Raw genomic sequence first — 26,474 nt, forward strand, 5'->3', positions numbered from 1 at the left:
CAATGATGTCCGGTAACTCATGCGGCACGTCTTTCCTTTTCTAATAACTCCTCATGCAGATTGTCCGGGTTAAGCCAGACACTATCGATAGGTGTCCAGTTGCGTGTCGGGCGAGTTCTCCAGCGAGCCGGATTGGCCTGTTTCGCGGCTTCATAGACAGCAGTACGGCTGACCAGGATATCCCGGTCAAGGCCGACATGACGCTGCTCCGGCGTAACGAAGCGGATACCACTATGACGGTGCTCGGTGTTATACCAGCTCACGAAGCGCTGCACCCAGACACGGGCCTGGTCGATGTCCGCGAAGCGCTTAGCAGGATAGGCTGGACTGTATTTCAAGGTCTTGAACATCGCTTCAGAATACGGATTGTCATTGCTCACCGATGGACGGCTGAACGAGGGCACCACACCCAGTTTTTGCAGTGTTGCCAGCATGGTGGCCCCTTTCATCGGGCTGCCATTGTCCGAATGCAGCACCAGCTGATCGCGGCGTATGCCATGACGTAGGCAGGCCTTGCTGATCAGAGTCGAGGCATGTGCTGAAGCCTCATTGTGGTGGATCTCCCAACCTACGATCATACGGCTGAAGATATCCATCACCAGATACAGACGGTAGAACTCTCCCTTCACAGCGGTCGGCAGGAACGTGATATCCCATGACCAAAGCTGGTTCGGTGCCGTAGCCACCCAGGCTTGCGGCTTTTCCAGGGTGCGTGGTGCGGCAGTCCGTCCACGGCGATGCGCCTGTTCATGCTCTCGCAGAACCCGGTAGAAGCTGGACTCACTGGCAATGTAGATGCCGTGGTCAGCCAACCGAGGAACAATCTGGCTGGGAGGCAAGCTCTGATGTTCCGCGCTATTACACACAGCGAGAATCTGCTCCTTCTCCTGTGCGGTCAGGGCATGGGCGCTGCCCTTTCGGACAGCTCCTTTGCGCTGATCTAGCAGTGTCTCGCTGCGTTGCCAGCGGCGCAGCGTACGATCGGTCAGGCCGAGCACCCCACAGGCCAAGTGCTTGCGTGCACCTGCTTCTACCGCTTCGTCAATCAAGGCAATGGCCATCTGTTTCATCGGCTCGGAGATCAATCGTCCTCGCTGGTGCCCCAGATGGCCTGGGCTTTTTTTGACAGGGTCAGCAAGGCAGCCACCTCCGCCAGGGCACGCTCCTTGCGCAGCAGTTCTTTTTCAAGCTTACGGCTCTTCTTGCGCTCTGCTGTCAGCTGCGCCTTGTCAGCCGGATGGCCGCCAGCATCCATACCCTCGAAGGCCTCCTTCCAGGCCTCCAGCTGCTCTGGGTACAGACCATGCTCACGACAATAGGTCGAGCGTTCGGCCTCATTCATGGAGGCGGTCTGGATGACCGCTGCCAGCTTGGCACGGGCATCCCAACGATCCGGGCTGGACGGTTTGGCTGGCACAACAAATCCTCTGGTCTGAAACTGCTTTTTCCAAGCATACAGCGTTGGCTCCGAAACACCGATCTCTCGGCTCAGATGGGCAACACTCTGATTATAGGGCGGCATCATCTTTCTGACGGTCTGCTCTTTGAATTCCGGGTTGTAACTGGGCACTGAATAAATCCGTCCGCCCCTCAAGTATCAATGGTAAACGAGCGGACATCTATTGTGACTGAGGGGGCAAGCGCTGTGCCCTTTTGAGCGCTATCGTTTATTTGGGAGATAAAGGGTGGTGGATCACTATCCCCAATGACGACGAATTATTTGAGTTTACTAGGCAAGCTGCTGCGCATGAGTTGACTGAAAAGCGTAGCGACGAGATAGCATATATTTCGGATTATTTTAAGCAAAATACTCGTAAAAGACAGGCGGGCGAGCACCAATTGACGCTTAGGGAAGGTCTGAAAAAGACTTCCTGAAAAGGTAAAATGCGTCAGCGCCATTTTCGAGACCACCGCATGAAACAGATGAGCTTTGCAGACGCCGAATACGCTGGTAAACGTAAGCAGACCCGCCGTGAGCGCTTTCTGCTGGAAATGGATCAAGTGGTTCCCTGGAAGCCATTGCTGGCGCTGATCGAGCCGCACTATCCCAAGGGCGAAGGTGGTCGACCTGCTTACCCGCTCGACGCGATGCTGCGAGTTCATCTGATGCAGAACTGGTTTGGGTACAGCGATCCAGCGATGGAAGAAGCGCTGTATGAAACCACCATCTTGCGACTCTTCGCGGGCCTTCAACTTGATCGCATTCCGGATGAAACCACTATTCTCAAATTCCGTCGGCTGCTGGAACGCTACGGCCTGTCCACGGCGTTGTTCGAAGTGGTCAATCGTTACCTGGGTGAGCACGGGCTAATGCTGCGCCACGGCACCGTGGTCGATGCAACCATCATTCATGCACCCAGTTCGACCAAGAACAAAGAAGGTAAGCGCGATCCCGAGATGCATCAGACCAAGAAGGGTAACCAGTATTATTTTGGCATGAAGGCCCACATTGGCGTTGATGCTGAGTCAGGGCTGGTTCACAGTCTCGTGGGGACGGCGGCCAATGCGGGCGATGTTACTCAGGTAGACAAGCTTCTGCATGGCGAAGAAACCCATGTATGCGGTGACGCCGGCTATACCGGCGTTCAGAAACGGGATGAACACAAAGGGCGCAAGCAGGTGGTCTGGTCGATTGCGATGCGCCCAGGCAAGCTCAAGACATTGAGCAAAACCAAGCTGATCGAGAAAGGCTTGCGCCGAATCGAGCGGGCCAAAGCCAGTACACGAGCCAAGGTCGAGCATCCGTTTCGAGTGATCAAATGCCAGTTCGGATTCACCAAGGTGCGCTACAAGGGCCTGGCGAAGAACACGGCCCAGTTGCATACCTTGTTCGCCCTGGCCAACCTATGGATGGCCCGAAAACAGCTGTTAAGTGCAGGATAAATCCGCCCGGAGTACTGGGTACAGCGGCCTAGATGGCCGAAAAGGGGCTGCAACGCGCTGAAAACGCGACTGAGGGCGATGAAATCGTTCCTGAAATGTTTTTTTTGTGAGCTGTAGTGGTCTAATGAAACCGGACACCAACTAGGCGACAATACTCGCCATTGAGAGGTGTTCGATGACAAGAAAGCGACGTACTTTTACCCCTGAATTCAAACAGGAAGCAGCCAGCCTGGTGCTGGACCAAGGCTACAGCATTACCCAAGCCAGCACATCGCTGGGCGTGGTTGAAAGCGTCCTGCGCAAGTGGGTTAAACAGCTCACTGAGGAGCGGCAGGGTGTCACCCCTAAAGGCAAAGCCATGACACCAGAGCAGCAGCGCATTCAGGAGTTGGAAGAGCGGTGCCGGCGGCTGGAGATGGAGAAGACCATCCTAAAAAAGGCTACCGCTCTCTTGATGTCGGACGACTGGAAACGTACACGCTGATTGACCAGTTGAGAGAGCAGGCCCCCGTTGACATGGTGTGCGCAGCCTTTGATATCAACCGTTCCTGTTACTACGAACACCGCCAGAGGATACAGCGTGTGGATGCTGAGCGTGTAGCCCTGAGGGCCCAGATTAACGAGCTGTTCAACAAAAGCCGCAGCTCGGCAGGTAGCCGCACCATCAAGGACATGCTGAACGATCAAGGCGTCGGCATCGGCCGCTTCAAGGTGCGCCGTTTGATGGGAGAGCTTGGCCTGATTTGTAAGCAACCAGGCCCCCATAAGTACAAGCAGGCCACCGTGGAGCGGCTAGATATCCCCAACCGTTTGGACCGGGAGTTCGATGTGGCGCAACCAGATCAGGTCTGGTGCGGTGATATCACCTATATCTGGACCGGGCAGCGCTGGAGTTATCTGGCGGTGGTACTGGACCTGTATGCCCGTCGCGTCGTCGGCTGGGCCATGTCTGACACCGCTGATGCGGACTTGGTGGTACAGGCCTTGGAGCATGCGTGGGAGCAGCGTGGGCGCCCTCATGGGGTGATGTTCCATTCTGACCAAGGATCACAGTATGCAAGTCGCAAGTTCCGGCAGAGGCTGTGGCGCTTCCGTATGGTGCAAAGCATGAGTCGTCGAGGCAACTGCTGGGATAATGCTCCTATGGAGCGGCTGTTCCGCAGTCTGAAAACGGAATGGATACCGCCGATGGGGTATCACAGCCTGGCAGCTGCCCGGAAGGATATCAGCAACTACCTGATGGGGTACTACAACCAGAAGCGTCCCCACGCCTTCAATGGCGGGCTCGCTCCGGCGGTGGCCGAAGAAAAACTTAAAACTGTGTCCGGAATCAGTTGACCACTACAACTATGACAAGCAGTACATTAGGAAACTACGACGTAAGCTCAAGCTAGTTCCTGAATATGGGGTGGATAGTTTCGCATTCTACGGTGATCGAGGTTTTTCCGACACTCTCGGAAAGTACATGAAAATGCGAGATAAGGTTATGAGGGATCTAGCCAAAATATAACCAGTGCAGGCACGGCGACGCCTACTACATTGCGCCTTCGGCTCCATTTCGTAGGCGCGGATGCTGCAAGCGTTAAAGCGAAAACACCGAGCCGTGGCACACAGCGCCCATCCGTGGCAAGATTGCGGTACGCGTATGAGAGGTTTTTCCCATGAATCTCCAGAAAATTGAAAACGAGGCGCTCCACCTTCCTAGGGAGGAGCGGGCTCAGTTGATCCAGAGACTGGTTTTGAGTCTTGAGTCTCCGTCAGAAAAAGAGCTCAGATCCGATTGGCTGCTTGAGGCTAGACGTAGAGCTGAAGAACTCGATAGTGGCTCCGTTCAGGCTGTGTCCGGTGAAGAAGTGATCCGGAAGGCTAGAGCCCTGATCAAATGAATTATTCTTTTCACCCGGCAGCGGAAGCCGAGTTTCTGGAATCTGTTGGTTATTACGAGACAAAGGTGCCGGGATTGGGTGGTGCTCTCATCAAGGAATTTGAAGCGCTGACCAGTTTACTTGGCGCGTCACCAAAAGCGTGGCAAGTCGAGTTGCCGCCAGACATCCGAACGGCCCCCCTTCGCAGATTCCCTCTATCCATCGTTTACCGAGAGCAGCCTGATGGTTTCCAGGTTCTGGCTGTAGCCCATAACAGGCGACGCCCCCAGTATTGGCTGGGAAGGCTCCGATGAAGTATTTTGCTTTGGCAGTTTTCATTGTTCTGTCAGCTCCGTCGCTGGCTAGTGCAGACTCGCTCTGCACCGATGCAGAAAGCACGTCAGATATGCGCGAGTGTTTGAATGAGCTGAATCGGGAAGCCAATATCCTGATGGAACAATATCTGACCGCAGCTATTGAGCGCTATGGCGACGACGAGGTGGTGGTTGCCGGGATAAGGTCTGCCCAGGCTGCCTGGGAAGCCTACCGTTCAGCCCATTGCGACAGTGTTTTCTCCGCCTGGCGAGACGGCTCCATCCGGTTTGATATGGCCAGCCTCTGCGGGACCTACACCACCCGAATGCGAACCCATGATATCTGGCGAGAATTTCTCACCTATATGGATTCCTCTCACCCTGTACTTCCGGAGCCGGAGCTTATGCTCGGCCAGTGAGCAGCGGGTCCCGCTACGCGTCTCGAACCCAGCCCCGACAACCATTCAGGGAGGCTCCATGTCCGATGACTTTGATCTGAGCCGCTTCAGGCAGGCCCAGGAGACCACATACGCCACGGCGCTGGCTGAGCTGCGCGCCGGCCACAAGCGCAGCCATTGGATCTGGTTTGTGTTTCCGCAGTTACGGGGGCTGGGGCGCAGCGCTACGGCCGAGCGCTATGGCCTGACCGGGTTGGCCGAGGCCCGCGCCTATCTTGCGCATCCGCTGTTGGGTGAGCGACTGCGTGAGGCGATAGAGGCAATGCTGATCCATGAGGCCCGGGGCGCGAGTGTGGTGTTGGGCGAGCTGGATGCCATGAAGCTGCGCTCTTGCCTGACGCTGTTCTCGCTTGCCGATCCCTCGGAGCCGCTGGTTCGCCGCGCGATGGAAGTGTTCTTTGGCGGGCAGCTGGATGAGCGCACGTTGAAGTTGCTGCAAGTGCAGTGCGGCAACTGAGATAAAATAGGGGCAAGTACATTTAATCTGCTTCGGCTTTTTTGGCCAACCGTTGCCGACGAGCCCGACTTGGACAACTAGGCTGACACAGGGGGGCTCGCCGGGACTCTCGATCGAGCGCCCGGAGCTTGGTCGTCTAAAAGAACTTCTGGACTACCTGAGGGGTGACGCCGAACTCACGTCGAAAAGCTGTGGTGAAGTTGGCTGTACCTGAGTAGCCTGCCAGCCAGGCGGCTTCGCGGATGCTCAGGCCGTTCTGCAGGGCACGGCGGGCCTGCTGCAGCTTGCGTTGCCGTTGGAAGGCAAACAGCGATTGGCCCTGCGCAATACGAAATTGGCGCTGTAAGGTGCTGGCACTGGCGCCCACCGCTGTGGCGATCTCATCCAGTGACCAGCCATCAGCTTGGTTGCTATGCAGCAGGTCCAGCGTGCGCTGCACCAGGCGTTGTTGATGCGGGCGTTGTCGCGGCGTTGGGTGCGTCTGGCCAACCAGCTGCTGCAGCACCCCTTGGGCCAGGTCCAGCGCCCGCGACTCCTGCTGCAACCGGGCCAGCAAGGTGTTTTCTGGGGTCTCGCTGAGAATCGTCTCGGACAGCGCCAGCACTGCGGGCGTCGGGGTCCAGCGGTGCATGGCCATATGCTGCTGCGGCTCGATAAATTGACCAATGCTCGCGCGGCTATCCATGCCACTGCTCTCGAACCACTCGGGAGACATGCACAGTGATAGCTTACGAATATGCTGACCGCGCCGGGCACGACGGGTAAAGATTGCTGGTTCGGTGAGTGCGACGGCGATGCCCTGGGGTTGTCCGGGGCGTGAGGCGACCTGTAGCGAGCGGTCGTCATAGCGCACTTCGCTACCACCGGCCATGAATAACACGAAGCTCAGACGCGGGCCGACCTCAACCTGAGTGGAAAAGTCATGCAGCTCCACACAGTCTGAACAGTGCAACGATAGTCCGGAGCGCAACCGCTGCCAGCTCAGCTTGCCCGTGAACAGTTGTTCGTGGGGCGGCCCATCCTCGCGTACTGTTACTGCGGCGCCTATGCGTCGTGACAAATCATCTGCTCTGACCATCTGCCGCTCTTCGCCCATTGCCTACCCTCGCAGTGCGTCGGTTTTTGCCGCCTGCGCAAATGAGATTGACGCTGACGCAAAACGTTTCGTTGGAACTGTGTGACAGACTACTCGCCGAAAAGCATACATGCAAATCATTCGCATTAGCGCTGTCTCACACGGATCATCAACAAGGATTGCACATGCAACCGTCAACTGTTTGCCAGGTATTGCGTTACAGCCGTCTGTCTCTGGCTATTCTTCTGGCCCTCGGCGCGCAGCAAGCGTTAGCCGAAGAGCCTCTTGAGCTCGACAGTGTTCAGGTAATAGGTACGGCGCAGGAGGAGCTCAAACAGGCTCCCGGCGTCTCGATCATTACTGCTGAGGATATTCGCAAATCGCCGCCAGCCAATGACATTGCGGAGCTGATCCGCAAACAACCGGGCGTTAACCTGACCGGCAATAGTGGCTCTGGCGCTCGCGGCAACAGTCGGCAGATTGATATCCGCGGCATGGGCCCGGAAAACACCCTGATCCTGGTGGACGGCAAGCCGGTCTCTTCGCGCAACGCCGTCCGTTATGGCTGGCGCGGTGACCGGGATACCCGGGGTGATACCAACTGGGTGCCTGCCGAGCAGATTGAGCGTATTGAGGTGTTGCGTGGCCCGGCAGCGGCGCGCTATGGCGACGGTGCTGCGGGTGGTGTTGTGAACATCATCACCAAGGGGCCGGGGTTGGAACACCACGGTGATATGACCGTATATATGAACCTGCCGCAACACAGTGAAGAGGGCGCCAGCAAGCGTATCAATTTCGGCCTTAACGGTCCGCTATCCGAGGACGTGGCTTACCGGGTGTATGGCAATATCAGCAAAACCGACCGGGATGATGAAGATATCAACGAAGGCCATACCATTCCAGGTTATGCCACCGCCGGGCGCGAAGGCGTGCGTAATAAAGATATCAACGGCTTGCTCAGCTGGTATGTGACCGATGCGCAGCAGCTGGAACTGGAGGCCGGTTACAGCCGCCAGGGCAATATCTATGCGGGCGACAGTATGAACAACGTCGCCTCAGCCAAGCTGGAAGAGCTGCGTTCTCCCTGGCTGGGCCGAGAAAGCAACGTCATGTATCGGCAGAACTACGCCATCACCCATCGCGGCGACTGGGACTTTGGTAGGACGGTTAATTACCTGCAATTTGAGCGCACCGAAAACCGCCGCCTCGAGGAAGGTCTGGCCGGCGGCCCTGAGGGCAGCATTCTCAATAGCAACTTCGGTACCATCAAACTGGATACCACTACGGCCCACAGTGAGTTGAATATGCCACTGTCCGGTCCTGTCGAGCAAATGCTGACGCTGGGCGCAGAGTGGGTCGAGCAGCGTATGGATGACCCCTTCTCCAACAATCAGAGCACCACCGAAGCAGGTGCCGTAGCCGGGCTGATCAACGGTGCTCGTAACACCAAAAGCGCCGCCCGGGTCTCTTCGGTGTTTGCCGAGAGCAATATGGAGTTGCGTCCCGGTACTATCCTGACGCCGGGCCTGCGTTTTGATCATCACAGCAAAACCGGTAGCAACTGGAGTCCGGCGCTGAACCTGTCACAAGCGCTGGGCGAGAATTTTACCCTGAAGGCCGGTATCGCACGGGCCTACAAAACGCCTAACCTTTACCAAAGCAACCCCAACTACCTGCTGTACAGTCGTGGTAACGGCTGCTGGGGCGGCGCGGGAGCTTGCTATTTGCAAGGCAATGACAAGCTTGATGCCGAAACCAGCGTCAATAAAGAGATCGGTATCGAGTTTCATCGCGATGACTGGGTTGCCGGTATCACCTGGTTCCGCAATGATTACAAGAACAAGATCGAGTCCGGCCGCAGCGCCATCGGTCAGGCCGCTGGTGGGAGTAATCCGGACTACGCAGACGCTGATATCTTCCAGTGGGAGAACGTACCCAAGGCGGTGGTGGAAGGTCTTGAGGGCGCTCTGAACGTACCGGTTACCAGCGCTCTGGAATGGCATACCAACTTCACTTACATGTTGCGTTCAGAGAACCGCGACACTGGGGAGCCGCTGTCGGTTATTCCTGAGTACACAGTGAATTCACAGCTGGACTGGCAGATCAACAAACCCTTCTCAGTCCAGGCTGACGTCACCTGGTACGGTAAGCAGAAGCCGGGAAAACTTGGTTATCAGGGCAACACCCTGACCGGCGACGCGCGGCGGCAGATTTCGCCTTACGCATTGGCAGGTCTCAGCGGCCAATATGAGTTCAGTGAGCGTCTCAGCCTCGCGGCTGGTGTCAGCAACCTGTTCGACAAACGCTTGTACCGTGAGGGTAACGCCAACGTGGCGGGTGCTTACACCTACAATGAACCCGGTCGTACTTTTTATACCAGCCTGAGCACGTCCTTCTGAGGTAGGTAAACCGGTAACAGGATTTCTACATGATCGAGTTTTACGGAAAGGCCGACACTGCGTCGGCCGCGCTGTATATGAACAAGCTGTGCAAGCATTTTGCGCATAAAATCGATATCCAACTGGATGCTGATCAGGCCCAGGCACTCTTTCCTTACGGCCAGTGCCTCATGCAGGCCGGTACCACGCAGTTGACGTTTAGCTGCAGCGCCCCGGAACTGGGCGGTGCGGCCATGATGCGTTTTGTGCTGGAAGATCATCTGGAACGCTTTGCCCGCCGCGAAAACCTGCAGATACAGTGGAACGCTGACGCGCCAGCAGCCTACCAGCCTGATCAGACGCCTTCGTGAAAGTCCTATGGCGTTTGCTGGCCATGTTGTCGTTGTGCTGCATTGGTAGCGTGAAGGCCAGCGCTCTACCTACACCAGATTGGCGGCCAGCGCAGCTGCCCCAAAGCGAGCAGACCGACCAGGTGTCCCGCTTCACTCGGCGTAGCTATCGCATCTTCGTCTCAGTGCCGACAGCGCCACCGCCTGCGTCAGGTTATCCGGTGGTCTACGTTCTGGATGGCAATGCCAAGTTCGCGCCCCTGGCGCTGCAGGCCCGTGGTGCCGAGCTGGGAATGGGCGATGGACTGGGCCAGCCGGTTATCATCGTTGGCATTGGCTATCCGATAGACGGTCTATACGATTTCAAAGCCCGCGCCGAGGACTACACGCCAGTGTTGCCTGACTCGCAGACCGAGCGAACGGCTGTTCGCCAGAGTAATGCGGCCTTGTTTCTGCGCTTTATTCAGGAGGAACTCAAACCACTGATCGCCAGCCGGTTTCCTGTTGATCCGCAGCAGCAAAGCCTGTTCGGGCACTCCTATGGCGGCCTGTTTACACTTTACACGCTGTTTCAGATGCCGGACGCCTTCCAGAACTATATTGCCGCCAGCCCGTCGCTCTGGTGGGACCACCCTGGCTTGTTAAGCCAACTGCCGGAGCTGAAGCGCAAGCTCGCTGTGCTGCCGCGCAGCCCGCGCTTGCTCCTGACGGTTGGCTCGGCAGAGGAGTACAGCGGGGAGCCAGTCTCTGCGCGCGAGGTGAAGCTGCAGGGCCGTCGTATGCGCAGTAACCTCGACGAGCTATATCAGGCGCTGCAACCTTTGCAGTCACAGGGACTGTACAGCGAGCGCCTGATCACCGCCGACGCCGATCATGGTACTAATGCCAGCCTGACCAGCCTGCGGGTTCTGAGCTTTGTCTCGGGCCACAGGCGCTGTAGTGTTGCCGGTGCTGATAAATGTTCCAAGTACAAATAGGCCGGTACACGTGGGTCTGTTTTTGATCACGCTCTGGCTTTGAATATAAATGTGAAGCCGTCAAAAGTAGCGACGTGACAGCCATCACCACAAGTCACGGACGGTATTTCTTTTAAATCTCTACTGAGTCACGCTTTGGTGTCACTGCAAACCAGATTTGTAGCCTAAAGGTCTGCCCATTGCCGCAACAGATTATGATAATGCCCGGTCAAGCTCAGCACCTCAGGGCTTTCGCCGATCTTCTCTCGCAGCTGCTGAATAGTGCCATCCAGATCGTATAACTGCGCACGCTGCGCGTCTGAGCGCACCATGCTTTGACTCCAGAAAACACTGCAGACCCTTTCGCCACGGGTGACCGGGGTTACCTGATGCAAACTGCTGGAGGGATACAAAATCAGGTCACCGGCCGGCAGCTTTATCTCATGGCAACCATAGGTATCCTGCACTTCAAGCTCACCGCCGTCATACTCTTCCGGCTCTGACAAAAACAGTGTCGATGACACGTCGGTACGCAGACTCAACTGGTTGAACGGCAGCTGGCGCACAGCACCGTCGATGTGAAAGCCGTAATGCTCGCCACCGCTATAAATACTGAACAGCGGCGGCACCGAACGCAGCGGCAGGGCGGCCGCCATGAACAGTGGGTTGGCGTACAGACGTTGCAAGATGATTCCGCCCAGTTCGAGCCCTAGCGGCGAATCGACCGGCAACTGCCGATTGCGTTTCACTTGTGCGCCCTGGTGTCCCACAGTCGCGCGGCCATCGACCCATTCAGCAGCCGTCAGTCGCCTACGAACCTCCGCAACCTCGGCTTTACTGAGCACTTCAGGAATATGAACCAACATAAAATTTCACCCCTCACGAGCTTGGCAAATAAGCGGGCTTCCGAGCAACCTCTGAATGGCTTGAAAACCGTTCAGAGGAAGCGTATTGATCAGCCGGCTTAGAAGCTCATATCAGCACTGAACAGGAAGGTGCGCGGGGCTCCAGGCGTGTATCGGTAGCCACTCTTGTTAATCGAAGCGACGTACTCTTCGTCGGCCAGGTTATAGGCATTCAAGCGCAGAGTTACGCTGTCCAGCACCGGGTAAGACACCACAGCGTCAAACACGGTGTAGGAGTCGGTATGGTCCGGCGTTCCCTGGGCGCCGTCTCTGCCACGCGTCAGCCCAGCGGTGTAACGCGCGCCACCACCCACGGTCAGGCCGGAGGGGAAGCGGTACGTAGTCCAACTGGTAAATGCATGATCCGGCGTATAGGTCAGATTGTTCGAGCCGCTGGCCGTGATGGCATCGCCTTCGGTCACTTCAGTATCCAGGTAGGTATAACCTGCGGAGACAGACCAGTCTCGGGTGATAGCGCCTACCATCGACAGCTCAATACCTTGTACCCGTTTCTCGCCATCCTGCGTCGGATTGCCGAGGTCATCTTCGCTGATCTCATTAAGCACATCGGTACGGAACACTGCTGCATTCAAGGTCAGCGCATTGGGGATGGCATCCCACTTCACGCCAAGCTCGTAGGTATTGGCTTCCTGTGGGTCCATGTTCGGATTGCTGGAGCTGGATGCCGAGTTGCTCAACTGGAAGTTCAAGCCGCCTGGGGGCTGTTGGGACAGCGCGTAATTAACATACAGGCTGGTTTGTGGCACAGGCTTATAAACGGCGCCAAGTTTCCAGTTGATCAGCGTATCGCTGTCGTCGGCGTCGATGGTATTTACGACGCTGCCGGTGGGCAACGCGCCACAGGGCACAGCGCGGCGACCGGTACCACCACATACCGCGTCGCTGCTGTACTCGGTATTGTAATGGTCAGCGCGCACGCCACCACTCACCAGGAACTGCTCGCCAAACTTGAGGGTGTCGAATACGTAAACGGAGTAGGTGTTGGTCTCGCCCTCGCTGTCTGCGCCGCTGCGTGAGTAGGTCAGATCGCCGGTGTCGCTCCAGTTGGGATTGAACAGGTTGGCATCCGGGCGACTGCCGGTTCCAGCAACGCCATAACTGGTTTGTTCTTCCTTGGTCAGCTCGACGCCAGTCAGCAGATTATGCTCCACGTTACCCGTGTTGAAATCGACTCGCAGGTTCAACTGATTAGTAAGGATGGTGTTTTCAATGTCCTTGAAGGTAGGCAGGCTACGCGACAGCATGTAAGTAGACAGGTCATTGACATCGGTATAGGTGATGTTGGTGCCGGTGCTCATGAACGCGGTCAGCAAATAATCCTGCTTGGTTTCACCCCAGCGCACGACGTTGGTCAGCCTGACCTGCTCGGAAAAGTCGTGCTCAAAACGGAAGGTGGCCATCTTGGCGGTGACGTCATCGTGATCCTGCTTGGTACCGTAGAAGTTCTCGCTATCAACCGGATTACCAACCAGATTCTCCAAGCCTGCCTGCGGGCTCCAATGGTCAATACCCACCGCTGGCACGTAACCATCGGGGATATTGTCCTGCTTCACGTACATCAGATTAAGGTAAGCGCGCGTATCGGTATTCAGACCAAAACCGAAGGAGGCAGCAATGCCATTACGGCTATTGTTCACATGATCACGACCGGCCACATCGCTGTCCTGCCCCAACAGATTGAGGCGCACCGCACTACCCGACAATTCATTCAGCGTCTGATTCAGGTCCGCCGTTATTCGCTTCTGGCCGTCGGTACCAACGGTCATGCTGGTCAGATTGGAATCTCTCAGGTTCGCCTGCTTGGTGCTGAGATTGATCGAGCCCGACGGCGAGCTGCGACCGCTGTCAGTACCGGCCGGTCCTTTCTCGACTTCCACCTGCTCGATATTGAACAGGTCGCGGGAGATTGAGCCGATATCCCGCACGCCATCCACAAAAATGCTGCCGGAGGTGTCAAAGCCGCGCATGTAAATGGAGTCACCCGTGGTGGTGTTGCCATTCTCTCCCGCATAAAAAGTGCCCACGCCGGCACTGTTGCGCAGCGCCTCTGTCAGGGTGGTCGCGCCTTGCTCCGTAAACAACTGATTGGTGATTACCTGAATGGTCTGCGGAGTATCCAGCAGCGGCTGGGTAAACTTGGGAGAGCTGACGGTATCGGCGCGGTAAGAGGCAGCCTTGCCCTCAATCTGCATGGCATCCAATTCAACGACGTTAGCTGCGTCTTGCGCTACAGCGGTACCAGACAACAACAACAGTGATGAGAAGGCAGTCGCTACCGGCTGCTGAAGGCGATGTTTCTTGGAGTGAATGAACGGCGAAGAAGACTTTTGCATGGCGTTGCTACCCTTTCCATTTTTGTAGGTTCAGAAGTCATTTCGCTTCTGACTTTGGAATCGGTCGCCATGCTAATGAGAATCAGTATTGTTTTCAATAAAAATATTACTTAATATTTCTGCGCTGTGATGTGTGCAAGAACTTTTCCAACGGTAAGTGACCCCAGGGAAACGATCGGAGACGCCCCCGTGCGGGCCGTTCAGGTTTTACGGATATGAGGCTAAGCGAGATTGTGCCGGACATGAACCGAGCTACTGCGGCAAAAAGCTAAAACGCTTGCACTTCTTTTCTGCCACCACCTTGGCATCAAGTAAATGGAATTAAGCATCAGTTGAAAGGTAAGCGATACATGAAACAGAACCGGACGCCTGAGCGTCCGGTTTGTCGTTCCAGTCAACGGCGCCGAAACAACGGCAGCGGCTGATCAGTGGCGGCCTGATACACTTCGGAGAAGTCATTCAGGCTGGCCAGTGCTGCATGCGGGTCGTGATCCTCGCGCAGGGCGTAGGCGTCAAAACCGCAGCGGTGCATGAAGAACAACTGGTCGCGCAGTACATCGCCAATGGCGCGCAGCTCGCCCTCATAGCCATAGCGATCACGCAGCAGACGGGCATTGGAGTAATTGCGACCGTCACTGAATACCGGGAAGCTCAGCGCGATGACCTGAAAATGCTGCAGGTCATCGGCAATGACTTCAGCTTCTTCGTCAGCGTCCAGCCATATGCCCAGGCCGCCATCACGCGCCTTGAGTGCATGGGCATGTTCGAGCCACAGGGCCAGCGGCACTATGATGTTGCCGGTGTTGGTCAGGTCGTCGGTGTTGGTGTCCTTGGGCAGCAGTTGCCAGGCGTCTTCAACGACCCGGTTACCCTTAATTATTTGCTGCATACACTTGCTCCTTGAACGGGGCCATACCGATACGCTCAAATGTATCGATGAAACGCTCTTCCGGGGTGCGGTTTTCCACATAGACGTCAATCAGCTTCTGTACCACTGTCGGCATCTGGTCGGCGGCGAAGGAGGGGCCGAGAATCTTGCCGATGGCCGAGTCGCGACCTGACTTGCCGCCAAGGGATACCTGGTAGAACTCCTGGCCTTTCTTGTCGACGCCGAGGATACCGATATGACCGACGTGGTGATGACCGCAGGCGTTCATGCAGCCGGAGATGTTCAGTTCCAGCTCACCGATATCATGCAGGTAGTCCAGGTTGTCGAACTGACGCTGGATGGATTCGGCAATCGGAATCGATTTGGCGTTGGCCAGCGAGCAGTAATCACCGCCTGGGCAGCAGATGATGTCGGTCAGCAGACCGATGGTCGGTGTGGCAAAACCCAGTTCGCGGCACTGCAACCACAGCTCGTAGAGGTCGCTCTGCTTGATGTAGGGCAGTACCAGGTTCTGATAGTGCGTTGAGCGAATCTCGCCCAGGCTGTAACGGTCGGCCAGATCGGCGGCGGCGTCCAACTGCTCGGCGGTGATGTCACCGGGAGAAATGGAAGTCGCTTTCAGCGACAGGGTGACTGCGGCGTAGCCCGGCACCTTGTGGGACTGAACGTTGCGCATGGCCCAGTTGTTGAAGCCCTTGTCGGTTTCGCGCTTGCTCAGGTAGCCCGCGTCATCACCGTCCAGCGTTTCGTACTGAGGCGGCACAAAGTACTTGCTGACGCGCTGCAGCTCGGATTCGGTCAGCGTCGCGCTGCCATCCTTGAGGTTCTGCCATTCGGCTTCGACTTTCTCGGCAAATACTGCCGGTGTCAGGGCCTTGACCAGAATCTTGATCCGCGCCTTGAACTTGTTGTCACGGCGACCATAGCGGTTATATACACGCAGGATGGCTTCGAGGTAGGTCAGCAGGTGCGGCCAGGGCAGGAACTCGCGGATTTCGGCACCGACCATGGGGGTGCGGCCAAGGCCACCGCCAACCAGAACCTGGAAGCCCAGTTCGCCTCGCTCGTTGCGTACCGCATTCAGACCGATATCGTGAATGCCAATCGCTGCGCGGTCTTGTTCAGCGCCGTTGATGGCGATCTTGAACTTGCGCGGCAGGAAGGCGAATTCCGGGTGAAAGGTGGACCACTGGCGGACGATTTCACACCAGGGACGCGGGTCGATCAACTCGTCTGCAGCAACCCCGGCGAACTGGTCGGTGGTGGTGTTGCGAATGCAGTTGCCGCTGGTCTGGATGGCATGCATCTGAACCTGGGCCAGCTCTTCGAGAATGTCCGGCACTTCTTCCAGATTCGGCCAGTTGAGCTGAATATTCTGACGAGTCGTGATGTGCGCATAACCCTTGTCGTAACGACGGGTGATGTAGGCCAGTTTACGCAGCCGCTCGGCAGACAGCACGCCATAAGGAACGGCGATACGCAGCATGGGCGCGTACCGTTGTACATACAGGCCATTCTGCAGGCGCAGCGGGAGAAATTCCGCTTCGGAAAATTCGCCGGCGAGGTAGCGGCGTACCTGGTCGCGGAACTGCTTGGCGCGGTCCTCTACGATGCGTTGATCATACTCGTCGTAAATATACATTCTGACAACCTGTTGTTGGGCGTTCGTTGCCCGTGACTACGGAAGCTCAGCCCTGCGGGGCTCAGGAAGCGCGGAGACAATATCAGTTTTGCTTTATGCTTAAAAGGAATGTTTATCTATATGCTTAGATCGAATAAAGATGTTCCGGCACAAGGCAACTTGTGCATTTGGCTGGTCTGGGCTTAACTGTACCGGCAGTACATTCCCATTTCAAAAACAACAGGAATCCTATCATGAGCGACGATGAAATTCACACTGGCGGGGACCATAACAGCGGTCTCGACGCTTTTGCCGCAGTCACATTGATCCTGATTGCGGTATTGACGGTCGTGTTCTGGGTCAGTCAGCACTAAACCGCAGGGCAGGGGTGACTACCCTGCCAGGTGCGTTACCAGTTTCACGATACCTACCAATACCAGAATGAACACCAGCATGAAACCAAGCCCGAAATAGATGAAGTGGCTTGGTTTTCCCTGGCTGAAATCCCGCTCTCTGGCCTTGTTGCTCTGCACCCCCAATGCACCGAACAGAATGGTGCTGAACATGTCTCGCAAGCGCATCTTGCTTGGGTTGGTGGAATCCTTCCTGTCGTTTTTCTTATTATCGGTCATCTCTGTTCGCTCTCCGGTGGTCCGTCAGATCTGAATATCAGTCCAGTGCTTGCGTCTCCACATTATGGCAAAGATAACAGAAGCCATAGTGCGATACAGCGTCTGCAGTAACCAGACTGCAAGCAGGCCCCCGCCGAGCACGGGACCTGCCAGATAGGCGCAGGGCAGGAAGATCAGCCACTGACTACCCAGGTTCACGCTCATGACGGTACGGCTGGCTCCGGCGCCGAGCAGCGCCTGGGTCAGTACCAGGGCGGTAGCATCCAGCGTCATGCCGAGTCCGGTAATGCGCAGCGGCCACTCACCCAGCGCCAGTAGATGTGGATCCTGGGTGAATACCTGCAGTACCAGCTGGGGCGCCAGCCAGAAGGGCAAGCCCATGAGGAACAGCGTTACCACAGCGACTCGAACCACGTCCCAGCCCCAGCGGTAGGCTTCCTGAGGGTTCTTCTCGCCGAGGCTGTGGCTGACCAGTGTGGTGGCGGCCATGCCCAGCCCAACACCCGGCAGAATCAGCAGCAGCGCCAGATTTACCAGTATATGGGCAATGGCCAGTTCGGAGGTGCCGATCTGCCCGACTATCCAGAACAGCACGGTCACTCCGGTGGCGAAGAAGAACTGTTGCATGGAGTTGGGCAAGGACAGGCGCAGCATGAAGCGGATATCCACCAAGCTCGGCAGGCTGCGCATGAAGCCATGCTTACGGCCGGTACGCCAGGTCAACAGGAAGTACATGGCGGTACCCATGAACATGGCGATGCTGGTGCCCAGTCCGGAGCCGGCCGCGCCCATTGCCGGCAGGCCGAAGTGGCCGAAGATCAGGCCATAGCTGATGATGATATTGAATACATGCATGGCCACCAGAATCTGCAGATAGCGACTGGTCTGGCGTATGCCGTTCCAGTAGCCTCGATAGGCGAAATTGCAGCCTACGGCAATGATCGCCAGCGCCCGCCAACGCAGGTATTCGCTGCCGATGTCGATGACCTCGGCATCTTGGCTGAGCAGACTGATGATGTTGGTAGCGTTGAACCAGCAAAGAAGCATCAGAGGCAGGGACAGCAGGGCGGCGAGAAACAGGCCATGGTTGAGAGGGGCTGCGATCTGTTGATGGCGGCCTTCACCACGACGACGGGCCACGGTGGCCTGGACTCCGACCCCCAATCCCATGACCAGCGCGATGGCCATGAAGTTGGCATATCCAGCCAGCCCGACACCGGCCAGCGCTGCTTCGCCGAGCGAGCCAACCATCGCCGCGTCCACCAGGTTCAGTAAGCTCTGGCTGAGCATGCCGCCCATGATCGGCAGTCCCAGCAGGGTGATATTCTTGAATCGCTCGGGACTGGGCAGCAGGTGGAATCGACGTTTACTCACGATATCGGTGTACCGGTTGCAGGTGACTTGTACAGCGGCCTGCATCGCAGGCATTACTGGCGAGGCGGCTGACTATAACAGATGCCGGCGGCTGACAATGAACCGGGAACAGCCCTTAGCTATCGAGCAACTGCTGCACCTGGGCAATGGACTCGGCCTGACGCTCGGACCAATCGCCAGCCAATTCGACCATCGGCTGCCCATGGGCGGTCAGCCATTGCCGGCACGCGTTGTGAAAGACAAGCCGTTTATCCAGCTCCGGCTGGCAACGCTGGCCATCGCCGATCCAGGGCACGCCTTCGGGCGACAGCAGTAGGTAGCTGTCGTAGCGACGGGTCAGCAGTGAGGCTTCCAGCCAGTCAGGAGCACGTCCGAACAACGTCCGGCTCCACAGCAGATTGCTCAGCAGATTGGTATCGAGAATCAGCAGTTCCGGATTTTGTTGGCGGGCCGCATCTTCCCGGCGTAGTTGTTCGCGCGCGATCGGTGACACGTCATTGTAATGGGTGTCACGCTGTAGCTGATCCACATATTCCCGCACATACTCGCTGACGCGCTGGCCGCCAAAATGATGCTGCAGCTCAGCGGCCAGCCAGCTCTTGCCAGTAGATTCGGGGCCGGTCAGTACCACTACCTTCATGGCGCCACCGCCTGTGCTGCACGCCATTGCCGCCAGCCCATTGCTGCCAGCAGCACGAACACGCAATACAGCGCTGCGGTAGGGTAGTAACCTTGATACAGAAACAGTGCCACATAGGCAATGTCCAGTACCAGCCACAACAACCAGCACTGGACGCGCTTGAGCGCCATCCAGAACTGGGCCAGCAGGCTGAAGGCGACCAGAGTGGCATCCAGTCGCGGGTGAACGGCGTCCGTGAAACCCGCCATGGCCGCGCCCAGCACCATGCTTATCAGGCAGGCAGCAGCGCCGCCGAGCAGCAGCCCACGCGGTGAGACAGAGGTTACCTGCAGTGGCTGTCGAATACCGCCGCGTGTCCATTGCCACCAGCCATAGACCTGCACTGCCGCATACACGAGGTGCAGCAGAACCTGGGAATAGAGGCCGGTGGATTGGAAGAACCAGGCGTACATCAGCACCATGCCGAGCCCGACCGGCCAGCACAACGGGTTCTGGCGCACCGTCAGCCAAACCGAGACAGCACCCAGCAGGGCAGCAATGATTTCGAATGAGGTCATGGAAGCCGAAGCGGCAAGGAGGAAAGAAGGGGCCGGTGGCTGCGCAGGCGCAGACCACCGGCATGCAATATCAGATGTCGTAACCCAGGTTTGGCATCAGCCAGCGCTCGGTTGTTTCGAGATCCTGGCCCTTGCGCTTGCTGTAGCTCTCGACCTGATCCTTGTCGATCTTGCCAACGGCAAAATACTGCGCCTTGGGATGGGCGAAGTACCAGCCGCTGACGGCAGCGGTGGGGAACATGGCATAGTGCTCGGTGAGCGTCACGCCGCAGTCACCCTGGGGGTCGAGCAACTCGAACAAGGTGCCTTTCTCGGTGTGATCCGGGCAGGCCGGATAGCCGGGGGCTGGGCGGATACCCTTGTACTGCTCCTTTATCAGCTCTTCATTGCTCAGCGTTTCCTCCGGGTCATAGCCCCAATGCTTGCGACGCACCTGTTGGTGTAGCCACTCGGCGCAGGCTTCGGCGAGCCGGTCGGCCAGTGCTTTGACCATGATCGAGTTGTAGTCGTCGCCAGCGTCCTGATAAGCCTTAGCCACTTCCTCGGCGCCAATGCCGGCAGTGGTGATGAAGCCGCCCACATAGTCGGTGATGCCGCTGTCCTTGGGCGCAACGAAGTCCGCCAGCGAGAAATTCGGCTTGCCGTCGGTTTTGACGATTTGCTGGCGCAGATGGTGCAGTCGGCTGAATGGCTGGCCCTGCTCGTCGTAGAGTTCGATATCGTCGTGATCAACCTGATTGGCCGGCCAGAAGCCGAATATGGCCTTGGCGCGGATCAGTTTTTCATTGATCAGTTTGCGCAGAATGTCCTGCGCGTCACTGAACAGCGACTTGGCCGCTTCGCCGACCACTTCATCATCGAAGATGCGCGGGTACTTGCCCACCAGATTCCAGGAGATGAAGAACGGGGTCCAGTCGATATAGTCCTCGAGAACGCGCAGATCAATGTCTTCCAGTACCTTGCGACCGAGGAACGCGGGTTTAACCGGAGTATGCTCGGTCCAGTCGAACTGCGGACCCGCTGCCAGCGCCTTGTCATAGCTCAAGCGCTTGGTGCGCCCCGCGCGATTGGCGGTACGCTCGCGGATCACGGCATATTCTTCGCGAGTCTTGCTGGCGTAATCAGCCTTCAGTTCCTTTGACAGCAGGGTCGTGGCTACACCCACGGCACGGGACGCGTCAGTAACATAGACCACGGCATCGTTCTTGTAGTGCGGGTCGATCTTCACGGCGGTGTGCGCCTTGGATGTGGTCGCACCGCCAATCATCAGCGGCAGGTGGAAGTCCTGACGCTGCATTTCCCGGGCAACGTGCACCATCTCGTCCAGCGAGGGGGTGATCAGGCCCGAGAGGCCGATGATGTCGCATTTTTCTTCAATGGCGGTCTTGAGGATCTTGTCCGCTGGCACCATCACGCCCAGGTCGACAATGTCATAGCCATTGCAACCCAGTACCACGGCAACGATGTTCTTGCCGATGTCGTGTACGTCGCCCTTGACCGTGGCCATGAGGATCTTACCCTTGGCCTCCGGCTTATCGCCTTTTTCTTCCTCGATAAAAGGAATCAGGTGGGCAACGGCCTGCTTCATCACCCGGGCGGACTTGACCACCTGGGGCAGGAACATCTTGCCCGAGCCGAACAGATCGCCGACCACGTTCATGCCGGACATCAGCGGACCTTCGATGACTTCGATCGGGCGCGCTGCCTGCTGACGACACTCCTCGGTGTCTTCGACGATGAACGCGGTGATGCCTTTGACCAGCGCGTGTTCCAGGCGCTTGTCTACCGGCAGGCTGCGCCATTCCTCGTTCTCCACTTCCTTGACCGAGCCGTCGCCGCGATAGTCTTCGGCAATCGCCAGCAGGGCTTCAGTGGCGCCGGGGTGACGGTTGAGAATTACGTCCTCGACCTTGTTACGCAGGTCCAGCGGAATCTGATCGTAGATTTCCAGCTGGCCAGCGTTGACGATACCCATTTTCAGGCCGTTCTGAATCGCGTAATACAGGAACACCGAGTGAATCGCTTCGCGTACCGGATTGTTACCGCGGAATGAGAAGGATACGTTCGATACGCCGCCCGAGGTCAGCGCGTAGGGCAGGTGATCACGGATGAAGGCACAGGCCTCGATGAAATCCACGGCGTAGTTGTTGTGCTCGTCGATGCCGGTGGCCACGGCAAAGATGTTCGGGTCGAAGATGATGTCTTCCGGTGGGAAGCCGACTTCGTTGACCAGGATGTCATAGGAGCGCTGGCAGATTTCGCGCTTGCGGGCGGCGGTATCGGCCTGGCCGGTTTCGTCAAAGGCCATGACCACGACGGCAGCGCCGTAGCGCTTGCACAGCCGGGCGTGTTTCTTGAATTCGTCAACGCCTTCCTTCATTGAGATGGAGTTGACGATGCCCTTGCCCTGGATGCACTTGAGGCCGGCTTCGATGATCTCCCACTTCGAGGAGTCGAGCATGATCGGCACCCGGGAAATATCCGGCTCGCCGGCAATCAGATTGAGGAAGGTCACCATGGCCTTCTTCGAATCCAGCATGCCCTCATCCATGTTGATGTCGATCACCTGGGCGCCGGCTTCAACCTGCTGCAGGGCAACTTCCAGGGCCTCGGTATAGTTGTCCTCGCGGATCAGTCGGGCGAATTTGGCGCTACCGGTAATATTGGTGCGCTCACCGACGTTCACAAACAGTGAGTCGCGATCGATGGTGAAGGGCTCCAGGCCGGACAGGCGGCAGGCCTTGGGAATGTCCGGGATCTGCCGGGGCGGGTAGCTGCTTACCGCCTCGGCAATCTGCTTGATATGTTCCGGGGTGGTGCCGCAGCAACCGCCGACGATGTTCAGGAAGCCGGAGGCGGCGAATTCACCGACGATCTTCGCCATGTCTTCGGGCGACTCGTCGTACTCACCAAACGCATTCGGCAGGCCGGCGTTGGGGTGAGCGGATACATAGGTGGCGGCCTTGCCTGAGAGTTCTTCCAGGTAAGGACGCAGTTCCTTGGGCCCCAGTGCGCAGTTCAGACCGACAGAGATCGGATTGGCATGGCGCACCGAGTTCCAGAAGGCTTCGGTGGTCTGGCCGGACAGAGTACGGCCGGAGGCGTCTGTGATGGTGCCGGAAATCATGATCGGCAGCTCGACACCCAGTTCCTCGAACACACCCTGCACGGCAAAGATCGCCGCCTTGGCGTTGAGGGTATCGAAGATGGTCTCGATCATGATCAGATCGGCGCCGCCTTCTACGAGACCGCGCGTGGCCTCGCTGTAGTTGTCCACCAGCTCATCAAAGGTCACGTTGCGGTAACCCGGATTATTCACGTCCGGTGACAGCGAACAGGTTCGGCTGGTTGGCCCGAGTACGCCGGCTACAAAGCGCGGACGGTCCGGGGTTTCAGTGGTTTTTTCATCGCACACTCGGCGAGCCAGACGAGCGCCTTCCAGATTCAACTCGTAGGCCAGCTCTTCCATGCCGTAGTCGCCCTGGGAGACGCGGGTGGAGTTGAAGGTGTTGGTCTCGATGATGTCTGCACCGGCATCCAGGTAAGCCTTTTCCATGGCGGCAATGGCGTCGGGACGGGTCAGGATCAACAGGTCGTTGTTGCCCTTGAGGTCGCGGTGCCAGTCGGCAAAGCGCTCACCGCGGAAATCCGCTTCCTCGAGCCGATAACTCTGGATCATGGTGCCCATGCCCCCGTCGAGTATCAGGATGCGCTGGCGCAGAGCCTCATTCAAGGCAGTCAAACGGGTGGTCAGGTCAGACATGGAAACTCCAGAATCAATGAGTACACAGCAGGGCAGTTTACCAGAAGACGTTCCGTACTGAATGAAAGCTATTCAAGGCACATGGATTTCATTCAAGCGCGAAGAAGCGGGAGAGGGTGCTGAAGATAATAACCAAGTGAAAAGGTGGGTCTTTATTCGCGGGTGCGAATCCCGTACACTGTCCGACATCAAGACATCGAACACGAGGCATTTCATGGCAGGCATTCACTTTACCGAGGCGGCCCAGAGCTATCTGGCGGACTTGTTATCCAAGCAGGACACAGACGGCATCGGTATTCGTGTGTTCATTACCCAGCCCGGTACGCCCTATGCAGAAACCTGCATTGCCTATTGCAAGCCCGGCGAAGAGAAGCCTGAAGATACAGTCATCACACTGCCCATACTGCGGGTCTGGCTTGATGCTACCAGCGAACCTTTCCTCGAAGATGCTGTTGTCGACTACGCCACCGACCGTATGGGCGGTCAGCTGACCATCAAGGCGCCCAACGCCAAGGTGCCCATGGTCAACGATGACAGTCCGCTGAACGACCGCATCAACTACCTGTTGCAGACCGAGATCAATCCCGGCCTGGCCAGTCATGGCGGTGAGATCAAGCTGATCGATGTCGTCGAGGACGGTATCGCCGTGCTGCAGTTCGGCGGCGGCTGTCAGGGTTGCGGCATGGTCGATGTGACGCTGAAGGAAGGTATCGAGAAGACACTGGTAGCGCGCATTCCCGAGCTCAATGGCGTGCGTGATGTGACTGACCATACCGTCAAGGAAAACGCTTACTACTGAGTGTGCAAACGTCGGGTTGTCGAGCGCCTGCTCGACGACAGAGGTGTAGATCTTGAACGCTTTGGCGTAGCGCAGGCGCACTACACCCCGAAGTTTACTCTACGTAGCGCTCATTCGGTTCCATCACCGATTGCTGGATCCCCAGCTTTTCCCCATAGATCACCCCGTAGGTCAGCACGGCCTGAACGTAGGCCCGTGTCTCGTCAAAGGGGATTGTCTCGATCCAGATATCCGAAGGCAGCGCCGGCATGTCGCGGGTCCACTGGCGTACCCGACCAGGGCCAGCATTGTAGGCGGCCGAGGCGAGCACCCGGTTGCCGTGGAACTGACCGTACAGCTGCGACAGGTAAGCCGTGCCCAGTGCAATATTGCGTTCTGGTACCAGCACCTCATGGGTGTTGCCCAGCGGAATGTTGTAGCGACGCGCGGTTTCCCTGGCGGTGGCGGGCATCAATTGCATCAGCCCCAGAGCGCCGGCGTGCGACCGCGCGTCCGTCATGAAGCCGCTTTCCTGTCGGGTAATGGCGTAGACCCAGGTCGAATTCAACTGGCGTAGCCGCGCCTGCTCGACGATGGGCTCGCGATAGGCCAGTGGGAAGCGGATATCCAGGTCGTCCCAGTGCTGCGCCTTGCTGATACCGCGAATCGCCGGAAAGTACCAGTCCATCTGCCGGGCCAGGCTGGCCTGGGCAATCAACTCTTCGCGACTGAACAGGCGCTCGGCGTGATACCACTCGCGGCGGGCATTGACGTGTTCGCCACGGGCAAAGAATTCCCGGGCGCGGATGATGCCTGCGGTGTTCTGCACCCGGGCTGCGGCGCGAGGATCAATGGGCACGGGCTGGTGATTGGTTGCATAAGGTTGGCGGCTACGCTCGGCTGCCAGAAAACCATAAAAGTCCCGCTCCCCGGCCAGTTGCGCATATTCGCTCTGCAGGTCACCAGTGTCGGTATCGCTTAGCTGCCTGCTGCGCAAGCTCCAGTAACGCCAGCGGCTCTGCTCGCGAAGATGCTCGGGCATGTTGGTTATCAGGTCCTGGACGCTGTGCCAATGCCCGGTGCGCAGCGCAAGCCGTCCACGCCATTCGGTAACGGTGTCGTCCTGCATGTGCGGATCATTAGCGGCCATGAAGACAAGCCCTTCCGGTTGATAACGCCGAGCCAGGCGCACGCCGATGTCTCGGGTCAGTGCAAGACGTTCTTCGTCAGTGAAGGGCAGGTGTTGGTAGTGCGGCCACAGGGCCAGGGCGGCATTGGTGTCATCACGTCCCAGGCGGCGCAGGGACACGGTTACCATGTCCGTAAGTTTTTCCAGCGGCTGGCTGGCGCTGGGCTGGTAACGACTGAACTGACTGAGCAGCCTGGGATCGCTGGCCGTGGCGACAAAGCGTTCGGCGAGCACTGATGAACCTGACATCTGCCGCGTCAGGTACTTGGCGAGCCCGTCCTGACGATGCAGCAGAGCCAGACGAATACGCTCCCAGACGATATCGTCAGTCAGGCCGCCGGCGGCGATCCAGCGCTCGAACAGTGGGTCGCAGGCATCCGGCTGCGACTGACCTACCGTCCAGAGTGCTTCTGCGCGCTGTCTGGCCTGCTCGACTTTCCCTTCATTCCAGGTGTGCATCACCAGCGGGCACTCCAACTCTGCCGTCAGCGTCTCGGTATCCACGTGGCGGCGTAGTCGCTGCCAGTCCTGTTCTTCTGTCAGACGCTTGAGCCAACTCTGCTTCAGGCTGCCGGCTGTGGGCAGGTCGCCATGGGCGGTGAGAAATTGCTCGATTTCCTGATGCGGCGCATAGTCCAGCCGCTTGCGCAGGGAGGCCAGCGTCAGATAAGGCTGCAGCGGGTAGTCCGCCAGGCCAGTCTTGAGCGTTTCAAAGCGGGAGAGGTCACCCGTTGCCAGAGCGCGCTGCGCCTGGTCGTACTGGACGCGCTGCTCACTGAGCCGGTCGGCCTGGGCTGGTAAGCTTGACAGTAGAAATGCTGCGCACAGCAGGCGGGGCAGTCTGGTCAGGTATCGTTTTATCAGGCGCGGCATGGTTATCCTGCCCGGGTGGGCGTCAGGCGTGTTCGAGAGGGCTTCCATGCCGGCTGTTCATGGAGCACAGCTTAGCTGTTTGAGCTGTTGCTTCAAAGACGCGGCCGCAATAAACATGCAGTAGTAACAGCCTGCAGGTAGAATGCCGACCTGAATGAACAAA

At 57.7% G+C, this 26,474-nt stretch carries 21 protein-coding genes; 9 read left to right on the plus strand and 12 right to left on the minus strand.

Annotated features, from left to right (window positions below; all coding sequences use genetic code 11):
- Positions 1-17: 17 nt before the first annotated feature.
- A protein-coding gene (locus BLU11_RS06035; RefSeq protein ID WP_407920211.1) for an IS3 family transposase occupies positions 18-1,570 on the minus strand; the annotation gives its coding sequence in 2 pieces (ribosomal slippage) (positions 18-1,117 and positions 1,117-1,570; 1,554 coding nt in all).
- A 344-nt stretch (positions 1,571-1,914) separates the two neighbouring features.
- Here BLU11_RS06035 and BLU11_RS06040 point away from each other — a divergent pair.
- The 5 genes from BLU11_RS06040 (at position 1,915) to BLU11_RS06065 (ending at position 5,977) form a co-directional block, all read left to right on the plus strand.
- Complete coding sequence (locus BLU11_RS06040; protein WP_090276209.1) at positions 1,915-2,883, plus strand: IS5 family transposase; 969 nt, start codon at positions 1,915-1,917, stop codon at positions 2,881-2,883.
- A 175-nt stretch (positions 2,884-3,058) separates the two neighbouring features.
- Positions 3,059-4,221 (plus strand): IS3 family transposase gene (locus BLU11_RS06045; protein ID WP_090272001.1). Its coding sequence is split into 2 segments (ribosomal slippage): positions 3,059-3,314 and positions 3,314-4,221, totalling 1,164 coding nucleotides; the frame shifts between segments, so codons are not numbered across the junction.
- Between the two features lie 323 nt (positions 4,222-4,544).
- The gene (locus BLU11_RS06050; RefSeq protein ID WP_090272519.1) at positions 4,545-4,769 is read left to right on the plus strand and encodes an addiction module protein; all 225 of its coding nucleotides are present in this window, start codon (positions 4,545-4,547) and stop codon (positions 4,767-4,769) included.
- A 289-nt stretch (positions 4,770-5,058) separates the two neighbouring features.
- On the plus strand, positions 5,059-5,481 hold the full coding sequence (locus tag BLU11_RS06060; RefSeq protein WP_090272521.1) for a lysozyme inhibitor LprI family protein: 423 nt from the start codon (positions 5,059-5,061) through the stop codon (positions 5,479-5,481).
- A gap of 58 nt (positions 5,482-5,539) precedes the next feature.
- Positions 5,540-5,977: a DUF1810 domain-containing protein gene (locus tag BLU11_RS06065; protein ID WP_090272522.1), complete on the plus strand. Its 438-nt coding sequence runs from the start codon at positions 5,540-5,542 to the stop codon at positions 5,975-5,977.
- Between the two features lie 136 nt (positions 5,978-6,113).
- Here BLU11_RS06065 and BLU11_RS06070 read toward each other — a convergent pair whose 3' ends face one another.
- Positions 6,114-7,055 (minus strand): AraC family transcriptional regulator, encoded by a 942-nt coding sequence (locus BLU11_RS06070; RefSeq protein WP_157718576.1) that lies wholly within the window; start codon positions 7,053-7,055, stop codon positions 6,114-6,116.
- A 182-nt stretch (positions 7,056-7,237) separates the two neighbouring features.
- Here BLU11_RS06070 and BLU11_RS06075 point away from each other — a divergent pair, with 182 nt between their 5' ends.
- The 3 genes from BLU11_RS06075 to BLU11_RS06085 are packed head-to-tail and all read left to right on the plus strand — an operon-like array spanning position 7,238 to position 10,757.
- The gene (locus BLU11_RS06075; protein ID WP_090272524.1) at positions 7,238-9,451 is read left to right on the plus strand and encodes a TonB-dependent siderophore receptor; all 2,214 of its coding nucleotides are present in this window, start codon (positions 7,238-7,240) and stop codon (positions 9,449-9,451) included.
- Positions 9,452-9,480: 29 nt separating this feature from the next.
- Positions 9,481-9,801 (plus strand): DUF2218 domain-containing protein, encoded by a 321-nt coding sequence (locus BLU11_RS06080; protein ID WP_090272525.1) that lies wholly within the window; start codon positions 9,481-9,483, stop codon positions 9,799-9,801.
- On the plus strand, positions 9,798-10,757 hold the full coding sequence (locus tag BLU11_RS06085) for an alpha/beta hydrolase (RefSeq protein WP_090272526.1): 960 nt from the start codon (positions 9,798-9,800) through the stop codon (positions 10,755-10,757). Before BLU11_RS06080 ends, BLU11_RS06085 begins: the two co-directional genes overlap by 4 nt.
- Positions 10,758-10,921: 164 nt before the next feature.
- On the opposite strand, the gene BLU11_RS06090 is transcribed toward BLU11_RS06085, so the two are convergent.
- The 9 genes from BLU11_RS06090 to metH all read right to left on the minus strand — a co-directional run bounded on the left by BLU11_RS06090 (position 10,922) and on the right by metH (position 23,471).
- Complete coding sequence (locus BLU11_RS06090) at positions 10,922-11,602, minus strand: Fe2+-dependent dioxygenase (protein ID WP_090272527.1); 681 nt, start codon at positions 11,600-11,602, stop codon at positions 10,922-10,924.
- 98 nt (positions 11,603-11,700) lie between these two features.
- Positions 11,701-13,995 (minus strand): catecholate siderophore receptor Fiu, encoded by a 2,295-nt coding sequence (locus tag BLU11_RS06095; protein ID WP_090272528.1) that lies wholly within the window; start codon positions 13,993-13,995, stop codon positions 11,701-11,703.
- 394 nt (positions 13,996-14,389) lie between these two features.
- Positions 14,390-14,884 (minus strand): DUF934 domain-containing protein, encoded by a 495-nt coding sequence (locus BLU11_RS06100; protein WP_090272529.1) that lies wholly within the window; start codon positions 14,882-14,884, stop codon positions 14,390-14,392.
- Complete coding sequence (locus BLU11_RS06105; RefSeq protein ID WP_090272530.1) at positions 14,868-16,526, minus strand: nitrite/sulfite reductase; 1,659 nt, start codon at positions 16,524-16,526, stop codon at positions 14,868-14,870. The genes BLU11_RS06100 and BLU11_RS06105 overlap by 17 nt, the downstream gene beginning before the upstream one ends.
- A gap of 371 nt (positions 16,527-16,897) precedes the next feature.
- Complete coding sequence (locus BLU11_RS06110; protein WP_090272531.1) at positions 16,898-17,137, minus strand: DUF2970 domain-containing protein; 240 nt, start codon at positions 17,135-17,137, stop codon at positions 16,898-16,900.
- Between the two features lie 24 nt (positions 17,138-17,161).
- Positions 17,162-18,511: an MATE family efflux transporter gene (locus tag BLU11_RS06115; protein WP_231702276.1), complete on the minus strand. Its 1,350-nt coding sequence runs from the start codon at positions 18,509-18,511 to the stop codon at positions 17,162-17,164.
- A gap of 115 nt (positions 18,512-18,626) precedes the next feature.
- Positions 18,627-19,151 carry an AAA family ATPase gene (locus BLU11_RS06120; RefSeq protein ID WP_090272532.1) on the minus strand — a complete coding sequence of 175 codons (525 nt, stop codon included), beginning with the start codon at positions 19,149-19,151 and terminating at the stop codon, positions 18,627-18,629.
- Positions 19,148-19,708 (minus strand): nicotinamide riboside transporter PnuC, encoded by a 561-nt coding sequence (pnuC, locus tag BLU11_RS06125; RefSeq protein WP_090272533.1) that lies wholly within the window; start codon positions 19,706-19,708, stop codon positions 19,148-19,150. Before pnuC ends, BLU11_RS06120 begins: the two co-directional genes overlap by 4 nt.
- A 70-nt stretch (positions 19,709-19,778) precedes the next feature.
- Positions 19,779-23,471 (minus strand): methionine synthase, encoded by a 3,693-nt coding sequence (metH, locus tag BLU11_RS06130; RefSeq protein ID WP_090272534.1) that lies wholly within the window; start codon positions 23,469-23,471, stop codon positions 19,779-19,781.
- Between the two features lie 214 nt (positions 23,472-23,685).
- Here metH and nfuA point away from each other — a divergent pair, with 214 nt between their 5' ends.
- Positions 23,686-24,270 carry a Fe-S biogenesis protein NfuA gene (gene nfuA / locus BLU11_RS06135; protein ID WP_090272535.1) on the plus strand — a complete coding sequence of 195 codons (585 nt, stop codon included), beginning with the start codon at positions 23,686-23,688 and terminating at the stop codon, positions 24,268-24,270.
- Between the two features lie 94 nt (positions 24,271-24,364).
- Here the strand turns inward: nfuA and BLU11_RS06140 are convergent, their stop codons facing one another.
- The gene (locus BLU11_RS06140) at positions 24,365-26,311 is read right to left on the minus strand and encodes a transglycosylase SLT domain-containing protein (protein WP_090272536.1); all 1,947 of its coding nucleotides are present in this window, start codon (positions 26,309-26,311) and stop codon (positions 24,365-24,367) included.
- Between the last annotated feature and the right edge of the window lie 163 nt (positions 26,312-26,474).

Origin of the sequence: Halopseudomonas litoralis, from assembly GCF_900105005.1 — a bacterium.
In the GTDB taxonomy this organism is placed as follows: Bacteria; Pseudomonadota; Gammaproteobacteria; order Pseudomonadales; family Pseudomonadaceae; genus Halopseudomonas; species Halopseudomonas litoralis.